Genomic DNA, 17,312 nt, shown 5'->3' on the forward strand with positions numbered 1-17,312 from the left:
CGGAGCGGCTGAGGAATAACAATGTTGCTGCAGATCGCCACGTCGCGGGGACCGCGCTCGTGCAGCTTGCGGCACGCGAGCCTGACATTTCAAAGTCATGCAAAGACGTTTGCAGCCGTTTAGACCGATTCAAAATGCGCAATTCCTTCTTCGAACCAGACCTGGAAAGCGCGTCGCGTTTGGCAGGCGATCGTCCTTCGCGGCGGTAAGGCAGCCGCGCAAGAGCATCGCTGCGCACAAACGAAGGTCGGCGCCGCAGATGTGGCGCCGACCTCGTGAACGACATGGCAGAAGACCGCTGCCGCAACTACCACGGCATCTGGTTCATTGCCTCCCATGGATTGCCGCCATAGGGCGAGGGCACGACCTTGATCTTCGCCATCATGCCTCCGTCCTCATGTTCGAGAATATGGCAGTGATAGACGAACTCGCCGACCTGTGAGAACGGGATATCAACCACCACGGGCTTCGACGTGCACTGCCCGTTCCGCCACTGCTCGATGCTGCAGACCCCGCTCTGGGATTCCATTACTTCCGGGACGTTCGGAGTCGCGACGCCGAGCGGGACGTTGTCCTGCAGCATGCCCCCGCCGATGCTCCTGTTCAGCGATACTGATAGTGGCGTGTTCTCCCCCGCCTTGCTGTTGACGGTCCGGAAGCGCGTCTGGTGAATGTGGAAGTTGTGATTTTCCGTCGACAGCTGCACCAGCTCCCAGGTCTCGTGGACGGGGCGCTGTCCCGGCGCGAGCGGTAGGCAGACGATGTTCTGCGACGGGTCGAACTGGCTCACCGGAAGCTGGGTGCCGGGCACCGGGTTGCCGTTCTGATCGACCTCCTCATAGCCGAGACCGAAGGTGCCGTCGTCGGTCAGGTCGGCGATGCCGAAGAAGATCCGGCGGCGATGTCCCGCCGGCAGCGGACGGCAGCCGGCACGCAGCGGCGCAGCGTTCGCATACGGCACCTTGGCATCGAGGATGCCTGATGGCTGCATGGTCGCCAAGGCGTCGCCCCTGATGTCCATGGCGTAGGCGATGTGGTTGCGCCAACCGCTCTGGTGGAAGTGCACCTTGGCGAGATCGACCGCCGGCCACTGATCGCCGCTGCCCATCGTCAGTCCGGCCATCTTGAAGGTCGCGGAGGCAGACCGCCCGAGGCTGGCGATCGCACCCGTCGCGGGATCGCGATAGGTGACGAACACTTCGGTGCGCGAGCTCGGCATCATGACCATCTGGGTGACGCAGACCGGCTTCGAATGGAAGCCCGACGTCGGCGACGGCGGACAGGGAACGACCCTGAAGCGGGCGCCGCCGAGACGAACCATGGTGTCCATCGTCGTATCCTGCGGCAGGTTCACGCTCACGCCGTCGACCGAGATCAGCTGCATGACCATCGGCTTCTGCGTCTCGTCATCGGTCAGCTGAAGATTGTAGGACAGGCTGCCGGACGCATTGGTGAGCCGCCAGATCTCGCCATCGGGATCGGTGACCTTGATCTTCGGGAACGTCTGGCCGTTGACCGTGAAGAACCATTTGCCGCCGGAGAAGTTGGAGCCGCCATCGGCCGACAGATCGACGCCCGGACACGACCCTTCACGCACTTCGGAGCTGTCTGCCGGAAACTGGGCGCAGAAGCCCGGATCCTGCTGGTTGATCACCTCGCCCGGCTGGACGTCCACCGGACCGCTGTCGAACTGCACCGGGCCGCCGGGCGCGACCTGAAGATCCTTCAGGATCAGATGGCGCACGCTCGCGTCCGGAAACGGCGAATGCCTGGCATCGCCATGCGCGTAGTCCGAGACCTCGCCGACCGAGATGATGCCGGCCAGCCCCTGCGAGACCTGGTTGAGCGAAATGCCATGGATGTGCGGGTGAAACCAGAACTGGCCCGACGGGTGGTTGCGCGGAATCTCGATGCGGAAATCCGCGGAGTCCATCTTGTTGGAGCCGTGCTGGTGGGTGGTCTGCGGCACCGGCATGCCGTTGGCCGAATTGAAGATCTGGACGAAGACGTAGTCCCCGAAGGTCTGGTCGGTCAGCGTCGGCGCGCGCGGCTCGACGATCAGCCCATGGGTATGAAGGTTGGTCGGGTTGCGAAACAAATTGGCCTGACCGGGATCGGTGTTGTGATTCACCTTGGCCGGGTCGAGCTGCGGCAGCTGGTTCACCAGCCTGATCTTCAGCGTATCCCCCTTCTGCAGGGCAAGTCGCACGCCACCGTAGTCCGCGACCGCGGCGCCGGCCGGACATTTGTCGCCTGAGGCGGGCCGCCGACAGATCTCGTAGACCCAGCCGGTCGGGTTCATCGGCGAGCCCCCAGGGGGCGCATAGGTGATCGTCGAGATCGGCTTGGGGCGTGCGATCATCAGCAGATCGAGCACGCCGTGCCAGCTCCTGAACACCGTCGGCTCGGCCAGATCATGGGCCTGCGCCGCAGGACCCGCAACGGTCAAACCGGCCAACATCGCGGCCGCCGATGTCAGTAATCGCAGAGTTGGCTTGCGCACACGCCCAACTAACATGCCTGATCCCCATCTGGCTCGAGATACACCGGTAGGAACGATCACCGTCCCCGGGATGCGGAATTCGAATGAGCAGTCCGAACTCATCAGCCGATCTGCCGCATCGTCCCCCTCGCCTTCGTCGCTACGTCGGGTGGCTCCTTTGTGACGTTTTCTTTCGCTTTGTGAGAATTGCCGACCGGCGTTTAAGAATCGATCTAACTACACATCCAGCCGGCTGCGTTGTGCGCGTGGCGGACAGCAGCGACACAAAAACGACAACCAGCTCTCGTAGCTCGCCATGAAGCTCATGAGGTCGTGTCGGACGCGAACGCTGCCGGACATGTTTGTGAGTGCCCCGCTCCGAGGAGACCGAACGATGCTGCTTGCTGTTGTTCTCGCATGGGCCTGCAACGTGACCGGCATGGCCTGTGGAGCACCGACCACCGAGATCATCCAGAAGGCCTATGAGCAGGAGGCGCCGTCATCCGGCGTCCGCCACGACAAGGGCCTCAAGATCGTCGAGGCGACCTGCGACAAGGGCGACGAGGGCGGCCGTTTCCTGTGCCAGGTCTCGTTCGTGTCGGAGGACGATCCGGACAAGCGCCTGTATTTCGACATCGTCTCCGCGGCTCTCACGGACAAGGGATGGGTGCTGACGAGCGGATTGTGCAAGCGCTGAGCGCCACCGACCGACAGCCGCATCGGCTTCGATCGGGGCATGCCGGTGCGGCCGTCCGGCGTCCACCGTCGCGCCTCGATCCAGATCGGATCCATCCTCACAATTGGCGGCGTCCCGAACGTCGGCGTTGATGCATCCGAAGTAGCCTGGACTCAGGCGACAGAAAGGGCGGCCCTGCTTGAGCCAGCGGAGGCGCCGTGGGGGTTGACGGCATCTGCGCAAAACTTTCGTTAGCTGAATTTGTCGGCTGGGCCGGCGCCGGCGTCGGCAGCAGCGTGAGAACGGTGACGTCTTCGCCCCGTTGCAACGTGACCGATCTCGCCTCGACGAGACGCAGCGTCCACCCCCGATAGTCTGCGCCGGTTCTGATCCGCAACGGCGTCTTGCTGCTCGTATCGACGAACACGGCAAGGCCGCGGTCCCCGTTCACGACGGTGCCGACGAGCGCGAGCTGCGGCCGTTCCGGAACGGACGGCTCCTGCACCACCGGAGCGGCCACGACGGCCGGCGGCGGGGCATCGCTCGGCGGAGGGCGGCGTGACGGCGAGAACAGCGGGCGATCGCGCGTTGCCGACAGTTGCTCGAGCGGAATGCCCCACAACGGGTTGCCGGTGCGCGACGGCGGTCGCTGCGCGATGGACGAGGCTTGCGCCGATCCGCTCGGCTGTTCGGCGGAGACCGCTTCCGAGACGTCCAGGCCGGTCGAATGAGCGATGCCGAACGCCGACCCCACCGCCAGAACGCAGCAACAGCCGATCATGCAAAGCCTTGCGAGACTGCTCATTGCGGGCCCTGCCACTGTCCGGAGATCGTCATCAGCACGCGCAGTTTTCCGCCGGAGGCCGCCGCGGGGGCGTGCCCCTCGACCACCAGCTCGTCGACGAACAGACAGGGCATGCCGGCCTCCAGATCGTAGAGGATCGGCTGCAGGGCGGACTGAGGGGTCTCGAAGTTTGCGTTCACGCTGATATGACCGTCCTTGGCACGGGGGCCCTGCACATCGAGCTGCGACGACGACACGCTACCGCCATGACGCGTCACCACGTCGCCGAGGCGCTGCAGCAGCGCTGCTCCTGCTACGGTCACGGTCGGTCCTTCGAGAAAGGCCGATCCCGTCATGCCGGCATCGCCGTTGCCGTCCTGATGTGCAGCCGCCATGCTGTGGGCGTCCAGCAGGTGGAGTGTATCGGCGAGCGAGGTCACTTCGCTGCGCTGATCGATCATGCTCTTGATCGACAGCACCGTGACCGAGATCAGCACGATCAGCAGTCCCGCATAGGCGACCGCGGCGATCGAGGGCGATGCGGAATTATCCGTGACGAGCTTTGCGACGCTCATGTGCCAAGTCCAAAATGGGGCTTGATGCCAGCTTCGATATGGAACCGTTCTCCGGGATCCTCAGCCGAACGCGTGGTCGGCGCGAAGAAGGTCGCACGCGTGAAGTGCGCCGACTGCTCGATCAATTTGACCAGCGCCGGCGCGTCCTGGGTCATGCCGACGATTTGCATCCTGTCCTTCTCGATCCGCAACTCGGTCACGTAGGTGTTGTCCGGTAGGATCCGGGACAGCGCCTCCAGCAGCACGACCGCTGCGGGAGTCTCCTGCTTGCGTCGCATCAGGCCACGCAGCGCGGCACTGTCGGCCCCTTGCAGATCGAGGCGCAGCGCCGCGCGCCGATCCGAGATCTTCTGCGCGAGCTGGCGTTGCTGCTCGTCCAGATGTCCTCCCAGCAGGCTCGTTGTCGCGAACGACAGCGCCGCCGCGAGGGCGGCGACCATCAGGAGCGCGGTGAGGACGCGACTGATACGGCCGACGTCGAGCGCTCCCTCCAAGCGCTGCTCGGTCAGCCTCGTTTCGCTGAACGCAATGAGCCGGTCGTCACGCGGCGTCGGCGCCGTCTCGGGCGCAGCAAACAGGACGATCGATCCGGCACGCCAGGACTCGGCAAGGCGAATGAGCGGATCCAGCTTCGCTCTTGGTGCTGCGATCACCATGGTCCGGATGCGCTCACCCGATATCTCTACTGGCGCAGTCCTGCCGAACACGGCCTCTTCGGCCGACCACGGCGTCAGCCGATCGAGCTGCGAGCGTATCATGGCATCGAGAAACTCGACGGCCCGCTTGGGCAGATCCAGCGGCCGCCACAGGAAGCGGTCCGATCTCAGCACCACTTCGATCCGGCTGCCGCGCAGGACTGTCTTCCAGCTCTCGGGAAGTGCGGGAAAGGCCTCGTGGCCGTCCGGCAGACGAACGCGACAATCCGGCGGGACCGGTCGCCGAGGCCGCGCGACCATCCGCATGATGAAGACGTTCCGTTCGGTCTCGATCAGCCGAATCCCCGGCCTGATATTGAGCCGGCCGATCGCGGCGACTATGGTTTCGGCGACGGAGCCGATCCAGGCCGCCAGTTCGTGGCGCACTCTCGTCGACATCGTCATCTCGGCGCCCTCCCCGCTTGTTTGAGCATACCCGGAGCATCGACATCATCACGCCACGACAGCACCCGGTAAGGATCGTCACCATCGCCCAGCAGGATGACCGCCTCCGTTGCGGCCCGGCGACCGCCGTCGAAGCCGATCGTGATCCACACGCGGACGGCATCGGCGACCTCCAGCGTCGCTGCGGCGCGTGCGGGACCGAGCGCCGCGTTGAGCGACCTGACGTCTCGACGCAGGCCGGCTCGCTGCTCGAGGAAGCTCTTCAGCTGATCCGGCGTCATTCCGGGAAGCGCGGCCACCACTTCGGGGGCGGCCTCCAGCGGGTCGACCTCCCTGCGGCCGCTGAAGACGGTCACGAAGGGCATCGCCTTGTCGACCAGCGCCGGCGGCAGGTTGAGCACCAGCCGAAGCTCCTCGACATTGGCGAACGGCGCGGTGCGCGGCATGTAGTCCGCACCGGCTGTGCGGTAGAGATCGCGCTCTGCGTCCGCGCCGGTCTCGGCGGGCGGCGTTCGCCAGCCGACGATCCGCTCGGCATATTCGCCGGCCCTGTCAGCGCGCGCGCCGAGACCCTCTAACAAGGCGGCCAGCATCTGCTTGGAGGCATGATTGAGATCGATGCGAGCTGCTTCCGACCGAAACGCGACCGAGACCTGCGCATGATCGAGCCGGAACGAAAAGGCCCCGGCAGCGGGGCGCTGCGGCTTCGGCAACGCCAACAATTTGTAGGCCGCAAGCTCCAGGCCGGCGGGGACCAGCGCGGCGGATCGCAGGCGCGCATCGTCGAGCGACAGCCGCTGGGCGGTGCTGACGAGATAGACGGACAGGGCTCCCGCGAGTCCTGCGAGCGAGACAAGGAGCCAGAGCACCGCCACGAGGACGAAGCCACCTTCCCGATCATCGGGATCAGACTCTCGCGGATGGCTGTCTCGGCACATGATCATTGCTTCGATGCCGCGGAGGCACGTCCGACCGTCGCATCGGCGGAAAGCGCCTGCCTGTCGCAATTGGTGTCCGCGGGCCGGCAGACGCTGTCGGCCGGTGCCGAGACACGAATGAGCGCGATCCGCGACAGCGACGGCGCGCTCCCGCGGCTTCCGTCATGCACCGTCACCCGCACGGCTGCCGGCAACTTCTCTGCATTGCGCCACGACGGACTCCAGATCCGGTCGGCCCCCGCATAGGCGAACGACACCCGGTACGGCGCCTGCAGCAGCACGACCGGATCGGCGAACTCCCGGGCGGACACACTGCCAGGTACGAAGGCCGCGCGAGTCCGCGTCAACGCCACGTCGTCGCCACCGCCGCTTTCGGCGATGCGGATCACATCGAGCCCCCGGCCCCGCTGCGGTCCGAGCGCCGTTCGGACGAGCATGATCGACGTCTCCGATCCGTCGAACAGAACGGACCTGGCCTGTCCATCGGGCCTCATGAACTCGGCGGCCGCGATATCGGCGGCAATGCCGTCGAGCGCCACGCTCACCGATTCGCTGCGCTGGATGCGATGCAGACCGCGATTCCAGTTCGGCAGCCATTGCGCCGTGATCGCGAACAGCGCGGAGACCAGCAGCCCCATCACCACCATCGCGACGAGGGCTTCGACCAGCGTGAAGCCTGCTCTACGATCGTTGACCCGTGTCGTCATCACTCGGCCCGCCTCCGGAACAGCCGGACGGTTTCCAGCTCCATGGTCGCACCCGATGGCGATCGCACCTGAAGCATGATCTTCTGCGGGATCCAGGCGGATGCGCCGCCCGGCGCGCCGATATCGACGGGGAAGGGCTCCGCCTGCGCGCGCCAGAGATGTGCCGTCGCCTCCCCCGACTGCGTCGGAGATGTCGGCGGCAGGCGCGACGGAAAGGCCAGCCACAGCGCGTCGTAGGCGGCCTGTACCAGCGCGACGTGCTGCTCCAGCTTCCTGCTGCCGCGCGCCGAGGACCCCATGAGCGCACCGATGGCGACGAGCGACACCGCCACGATCGCGAGCGTGACGAGCGTCTCGATCAGCGTGAATCCCGCTGTCGCCCTATCGCTTCGACAGACCAGCGTTTGAGACAACTTCGATCCTTCCTGTCAGCCAAGTGACGCGAATTTGGTAGCCGGCGTCGAGATGGGTGAGCGTGATGACGCCGCCGCACGACCTGCCCGATCCGAAGAAGCTGATGGTCTCGAAGGCGGGCCGCTCGTCGCAACTGCGCGGCATCACCGTCTCGAACCGCACGTCCGCAGGTAAGCGGACGACCTGCCCGTTCGCGCCCGAGCGGAGCGCCCGCGCCTGCGCATCGATGCGAGTCGTGACCTCGAGGCCCCGCCTGATCGCGGCATTGCGATCGGCCTTCAACAGCGCAGCAGCCTCGACCGCATAGGCTTCGAGTTGCGGCCGCGAGGTCTGCCGCGATATGGCGGGGACCACGACGGACGCCAGCAGCGCGACGATCGCGAGCACGCACACCACCTCGATCAGAGTGAAGCCGGCCTCGCAGCCGTCACGGCCCCTCATTGCTATCTGGCACCGATCGTCATCGACGAGGAGATGTCAGCGGCGAGATCCACGCCCCCCTCCTGCCCGTCCGATCCGTACGACACGATCTCGTAGGGCACATGCTGCCCGGGCGAGCGGTAGACGTAAGCGTGGCTCCAGGGATCGCTCGGGACGTTTCCTCCCTTGAGATAAGGTCCCCCCCAGCCTGGGATGGTCGAGGCGGGCCGGACCAGCGCGGTCAGGCCTTCCGACGAGGTCGGATAGCGGCCGGTGTCGAGATAGAACAGATCGAGCGCGCTGGAAAAACTCTGAATCTGAATCCGGGCCGTCTTGACCCGGGATTCGTTCAGGGAGGACAGCACACGCGGTCCGATCAGACCCATGATCATTCCGATGATGGCAATGACGACCAGCATCTCGACCAGCGTGAAGCCGCTCTGAGGGTCGTCGCGCGCGGTGCGTCTCCGCCGCGCGGTGCCGCTGATCCCTGCCTGTTTCATGCGATGGTCCATCTTGGGCTACCCGACGAGTTGCGTCACCGACAGGAGCGCCGTCATCACCGAGACGATGAGACCTCCGACGACGGTGCTGATGAGAATGATCGCGGCCGGACCGACGATGCCGACGATGCGATCGAGGCCGCGTTGCAGCTTCGCCTCGTAGAACTCGGCGATGCGGCCGGCGAGGACCGGAAGCTGCCCGGTCTCCTCACCGATCCGGATCATCCGCGTCGCCATCGCCGGCAGGATGTTGGTCGCTGCCAGCGCCTCCGACAACTTGCCGCCGTGACGAACGCGGTCGGCGGCGGCGTTCCACGCCGCAGCGCTGCCGGTGACCGACATGATGTCGATCAGGATGCGCAGCGTCGCTGTCAATGTCAGCCCGCTGCCGAGCAGGATCGCCAGATTGCGGCAGAACACGCTCGTGCGATACGACCGGAAAACAGTCGCGAGGCCCGGAAGTCGGCAGAGCCGCGCAATCACCCCAGCCCGTACACCGGCGCGGCTGAAAGCGAGAAGACCTGCAGCGATCAGCGCGCTTGCCGATAGCGCCATCGCCGTGCCGTTGCCGCGCACAAAATCGGAGATGTCCAGAAACGTGTTGATGGCGGCGTCGGACCTGGCGCCGAAATCGCGCAGCACCGCCGAGAACTGCGGCAGCACGACGATGAAGAAGAACAGCATCACCAGAAAAGCGGCGATCAGGACAAAAAGCGGGTACTGCATCGCGTCGCTGAGCTTGCGACGCATGGCTTCCGCGCGCGCCCGCTCGGCGCCGAGCACATCGAGCACGTGATCGAGAGTGCCCGAGACCTCCCCGACCCGCACCAGCGCGACATACATCGCGGGAAACTGCAAGGCATGATGCGTCAGCGCTTCGGCGAAACTCTCTCCGGCCAGAACGCTGGATCGCAACCGGCTGACGATCGGACGCAACCGCCCGATATCGGCATCGCCGGCCAGAAGCTCGAGCGAGTCCTCGAGCCGTGCTCCGGCCTTTAACAACAGCGCCAGATCACGCGTGAAGGTCGTGACATCACCAGGGGTCGGACCGCCGAACAGCGCGAGAGTGTCGCGGGCGAGGACGCTGGCGGCCTTTTCCTCGACCGTCTCGATCGGCAGCAGCCGCAGATACTCGATCCGATCGATCACCTCCTTGGCCGTCGCAGCCGAGATCGTGCCGTGCACGACGTCGCCGTTCTCGGTCAGTGCACGATAGCGGAATTTGCTCACCGGCTCACCGTAACGTTGTGACGCGCAGGATTTCCGCGACCGACGTGGCGCCGGCCCGGCACTTCGCGACGCCATCGTCGAGCATCGTGGTCATGCCGTTCAGAATGGCGCTGCGGTCGATCACGGCCGCATCGGTCGTGCCCTGGATCAGTGACCGGATCTCCGGACTCAGCTCCAGAACCTCGAAGATGCCGAACCGGCCGCGATAGCCGGTGCCGCCGCAGCGCTCGCAACCCGCCGGCTCGTAGACCGTCTCGCCGACGTCGAAGCCCACCGCGGCGTAGCGCGGGTCCGCGCAGAGATCGTCGGCGCTCAGCATCCGCTTCGACCTGCAGCGCTCGCACAGCCGGCGCACCAGCCGCTGCGCGATCACCGCGCGGAGCGTCGAGCGCAATAGAAAGTCCTCGACGCCGAGATCGAGCAAACGCGGCACAGCAGCCGCGGCGTTTTCGGTATGCAGCGTGGTCAGCACGAGATGGCCGGTCAGCGCCGCATGGACCGCGACATGGGCGGTCTCGTCGTCGCGCACCTCGCCGACCATGATGACATCCGGGTCCTGCCTCACGAAGGACCGCAAGGCAGAGGCGAAGGTCAACCCGATCGATGGCTTGACCTGCGACTGGTTGATGCCGGGAATCTCGTACTCGACCGGATCCTCGATCGTGAGGATCTTCCGCGTCGGCTCGTTGAGGATCGACAGCGCGGTCGCGAGCGTCGTGGTCTTGCCGCTGCCGGTCGGCCCGCAGATCACGATCATGCCATGCGGCAGCGCCAGCAGCCGGCGGAGCGATCGATCGTCGTGCGGGGCAAAGCCGAGCTTCTCGATGGCGAGCAGGCCCCGGTCCTTCGGCAGCAGCCGGATCACCGCCGACTCGCCATGCTGCGTCGGCATCACGGCAACGCGCACGTCGAGCTCGAAGCGGCCGGCGCGGAGCCGCGCAGCGCCATCCTGCGGCAGGCGCCGTTCGGCGATATTCAGCCCGGCGACGATCTTGATGCGCGAGATGACGGCTTGGGGCAGCACGCCCGACGGCTCAGGGACCGGCTTCAGCAGGCCGTCCACGCGCATCCGGACCGACAACCCGCTCCGCATCGCTTCAACGTGAATGTCGCTGGCGCGCAGCTCGACCGCCTGCTCGAACAGATCGTTGACGGCGCGCACCACCGGCGCTCCGGTGGCGAGGTCGCGCAAGCTCTCGATGTCGTCGTCGCGCAGCTGCGGCGCGGCCACCTCGTTGCGCGCAGGCACCTCGTCATCACCGGCGAGCCGGTTCAGCACGGTGGCAATGTCCTCGGTGGAGGCCACCACCAGCTCGACCGCGCCACCGAACACCAGCTCCGCGGCGCGTGCAGCCGCGGTGTCGCGGGGATCGGCCACCGCAAGGCAGCGTCCATGCGCGGCGGATTGGAACGGAAAGACCATCGTCTCGCGCAGGAAGCGCCGTGAAAAATGCTCGGCCAGCGGCTTGGACGCCAGCAGATCCGACAGCGCGATCCGAGGCAATCCGAGCTGTCGCGCGATGTCGTCGGCGGATTCGGGAATTGCGGCATCGGTCGCCGCCGGTGATCTCATCCCCGCGCTTTCGCGCGCCGCGCCGACCGGTCGAGCGGCGAGACCGTCCGCCCCTCCGCCACCCTGCAGATCGTCAGCAAATCGGAGAAGAGGAGTCGAGCTCATGGCGCGTCCCGTGATGGATCGTTGTCGATCACCTCATTGCCGAGGGCCGGATCGTTGAACGGTTCGTTGTCGATGCCAAAGATGACACTTCTGCGGTGACCTGATTAGAAGAACTACAAACCTGAATCCGATGCGGCCGCACCAACCCTGGTCGTCTGTGTCTGCCGCCATTCGAGCGCGAGGCGCTGACCGTCGACGATCTGATCAGGTGACATCTTGAGTGCGACCGCATCGCGAATTCGCAGATAAGGTTCGCGCAGGGGAACGGGCGCGGCAGCCGCTGCCAGGCTCAGCCATTTGTAGGCCAGCACATGGTCCCGGCACACGCCATGCCCCTTGTCGTAGCTCAGGCCCAAATGGTGCTGCGCCGTGGGATCGCCGCGTTCGGCGGCTCCGGCATAGAGCTCGACCGCGGCCTCGTAGGACTGCGGAACACCGAACCCGTTGTCGTACATGTAGCCCAGCGCGGTCATGGCCCGCGGATGTCCGCGCTGCGCCATCGGCGCCAGCAACGCCGCCGCCCTGACATAGTCGCCATGCGCGAGCGCGGCCCATCCGTCTCCCTTCGGCCGCGCGCCGGACGGAGCGGTGCTCAAGGCAAGCGCCAGAATGGCGAAGGCGGCCGTCGCTTGCCTCGTCATCGATTGCTCCGCGGCGCCTGGAGCGCACTCGTCGACACCGGCCTTATCGTGCCGCGCAGCTTGGAGCGCAGCTCCTCGGCGACGTAGTGCGCGTCAGTGCCGTCGCGGATGATCTGGGGGCGAATGAAGATGATCAGCTCGGTCCGTCCGCGGCTGCGGTCGTTGTTGCTGAACAGGTCGCCGAGGCCCGGGATCTGGTCGATCCCCGGAATGCCACTGCGGGTGCCCTGATGGGTCTCGCTGATGAGACCGGCCAGCAGGACGGTCTGGCCGCTGGCGACTGCGACCGAACTCTTCACCTTGCGCTGCGCAACCGTCGGCGTGAGGCTGTTGGCGGTCTGCGGCGAGACGTTGCTGATCTCCTGCTCGATCTCCAGCCGGACGTTGCCGTTCTCGTTGACCCGCGGAGCGACCCGCAGGATGATTCCGGTGTTGCGGTAATCGATCGTGTTGACGACCGTGTTGTTTGTCGTGAGCACCGTCGCGCTGCCGGTCGACACCGGCACCTGATCGCCGACCTGCAAAGTCGCCGCCTGGTTGTCGATCACCACCAGCGATGGGTTGGACAGCACCTTGACGTCGGTGACCGTATGCAACGCACTCAGGATCGCGCTCGGCTGGGATTCCGAGCCGACCAGGAAATTGAACCCGGGGAAAGCGCGGCTGAGAAAGGCGTTGGTGATCGTTCCCGCGGCCGAGGCAACCGTTGCCGGCGCCGATGTCGAGGTGGTGTTGAGCGCTGACCCCTGGTCGGGCTTCAGGCCGAGATTCTTGCTGGTGAGATAGGCCTGCACGCCGTAGTTCAGCGAATCGTTGAGCGTGACTTCGGCGATCGTCGCGTCGATTGCGACCTGCAGCTGCGGACGATCGCACTGACGCAGGGTGGCATCGATCAGCCGGTAGTTTTCCCTGTCCGCGTAGATGAGAAGCGTGTTGTTGACGACGTCGGGCGTGATCCGCACGCCCTCCATGAGCGGCTTGCCGCCCGCGCCCGTTGCGCGCGATTCCGATCCCGCGTCGACGCCAGCCTGGGTTGGTGGCGGCGTCCCGCCGAAGCCGCGGTTGGCGACAAGGCCGGCGTTGCCCTGCTGCTGGCTCGCGAAGCCGCCCGACTGTGCCGTCGTCCCGGCGGCCGAGAGCCTCTCGCTGCTCGAGCTCGACGATGCTCCCGACCCGGGAGCGAGATCAGTCGACGATCCCTCGGCCGCGCTGCCCGCGTTTCCGGTGAACATGTCGTTCAGCACCCGCGCCATCTGGCGCGCCTCGCCATACTTGACACGGTAGACATGGACGCTGTTGCGCAGCGTGTTGCCGGCGTCCAGCCGCTTGATCCAGGTCTCCGCCGTATGCAGCAGCGCCGGCTTGCGGCTGATGACCATGACGGCGTTCATCCGGCTGACAGTCTGGAACTTGACCATGTTCTGGCCGAGCCCGCTGTCGCCGGTGTCCATGATCTTCTCGAGCTCGGCGACGATCGGCTCGGGATTGCCATTGACGATCGGAAAGATCCCGACCGACTGTCCGCGCATCCAGTCCGCATCGAAGCTCAGCGCGGCATCGATCGCGGTGCGACGCTCGGCTCCGGTGCCCTGGATCAGCAGCAGATTGCGACCCGGATCGGCGCGCACCGTGCCCGGCTTGAGCGCAAAGCTGTCGAGCAGCTTCAGCAATGTCGGGGCGGAGACATATTGCAGCGGCAGCACGGAGATGCCGTAGCCAGGCTCTGCCGAGCCTCCGGCGGGATCGACGTAGCCGGCGCCGACCGCGTCGCCGAGCGGAATCAGACGGTATCCGGAGTTGTCGCGAACCAGTGCCGTCCCCGAGAGCCGGAGCGCGTTCTCGAGCACGTAGGCCACGTCCGATTTCGGGACCGGGCGCACCGAGGACAGGCTGACCGTTCCCTGGATCCTTGGATCGATGGTATAGCCGACGCCGAGGACGTCGCCGAGCACGACCTTGGCCACCGTCGCGATCGGCGTATTCTCGAAGTTCAGCTCGAACCCGTTGCCAACCGGCTGCGAATGCGCCGCCACCTGCTTGATCGGAAGCGAGCCCGCGGCCGGCGCTTCCGCTCGCGCATCCCTGGCATCTCGTGCATCGTCGTTGCCACCATAGATTTCGGCACGGGCGCGCCGCGCGGCCGGCGACTGCTCCGGCATCGCCTGCCTGGGATAGCGCGGCGAAAGGTCGATCCGGCCCACCTTGTCAAGCACGTCATCACCGCGGCTATCGCTGCCGAGCGTCGCCGGGTTGCAGCCCGCCAACGCGATCGACGTCATGACCAGCGTTGCGAGCGTGCGGCATCGCAGCCAACCTGCGCTCAAATCAGCAATCTCAACCACTCGCCCGCCCACCCGATCTGCCGAGTCCGTTCTTAGTTTCAAAGCACGCCCGGGCGGAGAGCGGCTGCTTTCCGCCCGGGTGCTCCAACCTGTGTCTTGCGAGGAGACGCCGCTGCCGTCAGGCCGCGGCCCCTGCTCGCGCCTGTCGGCTACCAGAGCCAGCCGACGCCGGCGAGAACCCGATCGGACATCGCCCCCGCCGCGCTGTGATCGATCACCTTGGTGTAGTTCAGCTTGTAGACAAGGCTCGGATTGGGAAACACGGCAATGCCGACGTCGTGGAACGTCATGTCACCGCTGCCCGTGATATTGTTCAGGCCGTTGGTGAGATCGGAGCCGAGCATGCCAGACGTCTGGAAATTCTGTCGGGTATAGCGGTAGAACGGCACGATGTCGTAGTCGTTCGGCGCCCTGAAGTGGTAGGCGATCTCGCCGGAATAGCCCCACATGTTCTTGCCGACGTTGTTGTCGTCGACGAGATCATTGTTGGCGCGGAGGTTCTCCGGATTGGAGAAGTTTACATGGGCATATTCAGCCCGCAGCTCCAGCCCGGTGTTCGGAACGCGATAGCGAGCCTCGGTATTGAAGATCGTCATCGCGTTCTTGCCGAGCGGAACCTCGCTGCCGTCCGGCAGCGTCGCATAGGCGCCCCGCGGCGTGACGTTCGGCGAATAATAGATCGCCGAGCTTCCGGCAAAGCCGGGGAGGAACGATGGCGTGTAGCTCAGCCGGAGCGTATAGGCGAGCTGGTTGCTCAGCTGCCGATAGTCGCCGATCGGCGCTCGCGACAGCGCGAGCGCTTCGGAGCCGCTGATGCCGCCTTCATAGCCTCCCGGATTGATGTGGCCATTGTCACCGCGATGATCGAATCCGTCGCCGAAGTCCTCCGCGCTCTGGCTGACCTGGAACTGGTAGTTCAAGCCATCGATGATCTTGCCATGAAACCCCGCCGATGGCGCATACCAGGTCGTCGGGATCAGGCCGTTGGCGAGCTCCGGCCGATGCACGCTGTAGAACAACGTCGGCTCGTGATACAGGTTGGTGAAGGAGATCGGGATCAGGTCGATACCCGGCGAGCGCAGGGTGAAGTGGTCGTTGAACTTGATGTCGAAGAAGGCCTGCTCGACCTCGACCGCACCGTGGAGCTTGTCGTCATTGTCGAACGCGATGCCGCCATGCTCCCATTCCAGCTCCGCGTTGAAGGTGATGGAGTCATTGACCTGATAGGTCGGCAGCAAGACCAGGCGGGCCATGTCGAAGCCGTTCTGCCACTGACCGTTAGCTGCGGGATTTTGCACCGAGCCGAACTTGATCTCGCCGTACATGCCGATCTTCATGCCGGGGACCGGCGACGGCGCGGCACCGAACAGGTCTCTGCTGGGCTGCGGCGCAGGCGCTTTCAGATCGGCTGCTGGGAGAAATCGCGGCTTGGAATCCGAATCGGCGAACGCTGCCGCGAGCCGTGATGCCGGGGACGACGATGGTGCGGCATCAGCCGCCTTCGATCCACTGGCCTTGACGTCCTTCGGGTCGGCGAGCGCCATGGCATTGCCGACCGGCAACCTGGATGCAGCCTGCGCGTTGTCGGATGCCTTCGCGCCGCCGGCACGCGCGTCCTTGGCGCCGATCAGAGGCATCGGATCGGACGGGCGGCGGGATGCAAGTGATGCGGACTGCCCGACGCTGGTCGTCTTCTTTGCCTTGGCGTCCTTGAGCTCGACTTGAAGGCTGTTGATGCGCTGCTCCATGGACTCGAGCTTCGCCATCAGCGCTTTGACGGCCGCCCCGTCCGTGGACCGCGCCGAACCGGCTTCGGCCGCCTGGGCTGCTGCCGCGCTCAACGCCAATGTCGATACCGCGGCAAGCAGAGATGGCAGGAGTCGGTCGCGGCCGCGAAGCGGGCCGCCGCCTTTGCCAATACTCAAAGCGCCGTCGTGTGAAGACGCGGAGCAATCTGCGCGCCTTCCGCTGCAGCTAATCAAGACCATCAGTCAAACCTCCCCATGATGATGCGCGGACGTGCATCCCCTTCGCCCGCGCCGCCGTGAGCACAGAATTCGTGCGCGACTGCGAGCCATTCGCGCTAGAAGCCCGCGATGTCGATACTTGGGCTCGTCGGGGATGCTCGCGTGTCAGCACTTGGGCGGCGCTCGTTGCGCGGCAGAGGCGCGGCTGGGCCTACCAATCGCTCGGACCCTGCCGAGATCTGGCTAAGTGTTTTCAGTCATTGATAATTGCTGCTGGGTTCATGTCCGGCGTGCGAAGCGCTGAGTAGCGCAGCGTAGAGCTGCATTCATGCCTTTGCATCGCGAAGTAATAAGCGATGTCACACTTCGTCAGCGACGGCCCTACTCCGAAAGAAATTGCGTTGGCGCGATGGCGCAGCTCGGACGAAGCGATGGAATCCGACGAAAAACCGCAAGTGATCGCGACTGAGATTGCGGCAAGACGCCGCATGCTTCTCTCATGGAGATGCCGCATCTACGCACGCGAATACCAGCCGTTTCCGATCAAGGCAGTCAAACCGGAAAGACGCTCGGCTTCTTTAAAGGGATTCTAAACCGGTTACGCGAACCGACAGCGGCGGTTCTCGAAATGATAACAAATCAGTTGGCGCAATTTTCAGGACCGACGACACGCCCGGACTAGCTCCCATCATTACGCCGCATTGCGTGACGCTACTATTCGCCAGTTAGTGCGGTCTATCTGACGTTGGCTTCAGTATTCCCTCGAATGCCGTCGACGAAAGACGTCGCCTGGCCACATCGGGATCGTGAATAGTCAGATACGTCCATCTTCTTCGACGCGCGTGACGGAAT

Annotated in this window: 16 protein-coding genes; 1 reads left to right on the forward strand and 15 read right to left on the reverse strand. The window is 65.2% G+C overall.

Annotation, left to right across the window (positions count from 1 at the left end; genetic code table 11):
- Nucleotides 1–307: 307 nt before the first annotated feature.
- Complete coding sequence (locus QX126_RS15665; protein ID WP_315782121.1) at nucleotides 308–2,302, reverse strand: multicopper oxidase domain-containing protein; 1,995 nt, start codon at nucleotides 2,300–2,302, stop codon at nucleotides 308–310.
- 574 nt (nucleotides 2,303–2,876) lie between these two features.
- Here QX126_RS15665 and QX126_RS15670 point away from each other — a divergent pair.
- Nucleotides 2,877–3,179, forward strand: coding sequence for a hypothetical protein (locus tag QX126_RS15670; RefSeq protein ID WP_315738692.1), 303 nt, complete (start codon nucleotides 2,877–2,879; stop codon nucleotides 3,177–3,179).
- A gap of 97 nt (nucleotides 3,180–3,276) precedes the next feature.
- Here the strand turns inward: QX126_RS15670 and QX126_RS15675 are convergent, their stop codons facing one another.
- The 14 genes from QX126_RS15675 to QX126_RS15740 all read right to left on the reverse strand — a co-directional run bounded on the left by QX126_RS15675 (nucleotide 3,277) and on the right by QX126_RS15740 (nucleotide 16,950).
- Nucleotides 3,277–3,963 (reverse strand): hypothetical protein, encoded by a 687-nt coding sequence (locus QX126_RS15675; protein WP_315782071.1) that lies wholly within the window; start codon nucleotides 3,961–3,963, stop codon nucleotides 3,277–3,279.
- Nucleotides 3,960–4,517 carry a type II secretion system protein GspM gene (gene gspM, locus QX126_RS15680; RefSeq protein ID WP_315782073.1) on the reverse strand — a complete coding sequence of 186 codons (558 nt, stop codon included), beginning with the start codon at nucleotides 4,515–4,517 and terminating at the stop codon, nucleotides 3,960–3,962. Before gspM ends, QX126_RS15675 begins: the two co-directional genes overlap by 4 nt.
- Nucleotides 4,514–5,611: a PilN domain-containing protein gene (locus QX126_RS15685; protein ID WP_315782074.1), complete on the reverse strand. Its 1,098-nt coding sequence runs from the start codon at nucleotides 5,609–5,611 to the stop codon at nucleotides 4,514–4,516. The genes gspM and QX126_RS15685 overlap by 4 nt, the downstream gene beginning before the upstream one ends.
- A gap of 2 nt (nucleotides 5,612–5,613) precedes the next feature.
- Nucleotides 5,614–6,555 carry a type II secretion system protein GspK gene (locus QX126_RS15690; RefSeq protein ID WP_315776245.1) on the reverse strand — a complete coding sequence of 314 codons (942 nt, stop codon included), beginning with the start codon at nucleotides 6,553–6,555 and terminating at the stop codon, nucleotides 5,614–5,616.
- A gap of 2 nt (nucleotides 6,556–6,557) precedes the next feature.
- The gene (locus tag QX126_RS15695) at nucleotides 6,558–7,262 is read right to left on the reverse strand and encodes a prepilin-type N-terminal cleavage/methylation domain-containing protein (protein WP_315782076.1); all 705 of its coding nucleotides are present in this window, start codon (nucleotides 7,260–7,262) and stop codon (nucleotides 6,558–6,560) included.
- Nucleotides 7,262–7,675: a type II secretion system protein gene (locus QX126_RS15700; protein ID WP_315782078.1), complete on the reverse strand. Its 414-nt coding sequence runs from the start codon at nucleotides 7,673–7,675 to the stop codon at nucleotides 7,262–7,264. Before QX126_RS15700 ends, QX126_RS15695 begins: the two co-directional genes overlap by 1 nt.
- Entirely contained in the window at nucleotides 7,644–8,117 is a 474-nt protein-coding gene (locus tag QX126_RS15705) for a prepilin-type N-terminal cleavage/methylation domain-containing protein (protein ID WP_315782081.1), read from the reverse strand. Before QX126_RS15705 ends, QX126_RS15700 begins: the two co-directional genes overlap by 32 nt.
- A gap of 2 nt (nucleotides 8,118–8,119) precedes the next feature.
- Nucleotides 8,120–8,599 carry a type II secretion system major pseudopilin GspG gene (gene gspG, locus QX126_RS15710; protein ID WP_315782082.1) on the reverse strand — a complete coding sequence of 160 codons (480 nt, stop codon included), beginning with the start codon at nucleotides 8,597–8,599 and terminating at the stop codon, nucleotides 8,120–8,122.
- A gap of 18 nt (nucleotides 8,600–8,617) precedes the next feature.
- Nucleotides 8,618–9,832, reverse strand: coding sequence for a type II secretion system F family protein (locus QX126_RS15715; protein ID WP_315782084.1), 1,215 nt, complete (start codon nucleotides 9,830–9,832; stop codon nucleotides 8,618–8,620).
- A gap of 4 nt (nucleotides 9,833–9,836) precedes the next feature.
- The gene (locus QX126_RS15720; protein ID WP_409999100.1) at nucleotides 9,837–11,510 is read right to left on the reverse strand and encodes a GspE/PulE family protein; all 1,674 of its coding nucleotides are present in this window, start codon (nucleotides 11,508–11,510) and stop codon (nucleotides 9,837–9,839) included.
- A 113-nt stretch (nucleotides 11,511–11,623) separates the two neighbouring features.
- Entirely contained in the window at nucleotides 11,624–12,151 is a 528-nt protein-coding gene (locus QX126_RS15725) for a tetratricopeptide repeat protein (RefSeq protein ID WP_315782087.1), read from the reverse strand.
- Nucleotides 12,148–14,505, reverse strand: a complete 2,358-nt coding sequence (gspD, locus tag QX126_RS15730) for a type II secretion system secretin GspD (RefSeq protein WP_315782089.1) — start codon at nucleotides 14,503–14,505, stop codon at nucleotides 12,148–12,150. The genes QX126_RS15725 and gspD overlap by 4 nt, the downstream gene beginning before the upstream one ends.
- A gap of 137 nt (nucleotides 14,506–14,642) precedes the next feature.
- The gene (locus tag QX126_RS15735; protein WP_315775875.1) at nucleotides 14,643–16,259 is read right to left on the reverse strand and encodes a porin; all 1,617 of its coding nucleotides are present in this window, start codon (nucleotides 16,257–16,259) and stop codon (nucleotides 14,643–14,645) included.
- 454 nt (nucleotides 16,260–16,713) lie between these two features.
- Entirely contained in the window at nucleotides 16,714–16,950 is a 237-nt protein-coding gene (locus QX126_RS15740; RefSeq protein WP_315775874.1) for a hypothetical protein, read from the reverse strand.
- Nucleotides 16,951–17,312: the final 362 nt, after the last annotated feature.

The organism is Bradyrhizobium sp. SZCCHNPS1003 (assembly GCF_032381555.1).
Classification (GTDB): Bacteria; Pseudomonadota; Alphaproteobacteria; order Rhizobiales; family Xanthobacteraceae; genus Bradyrhizobium.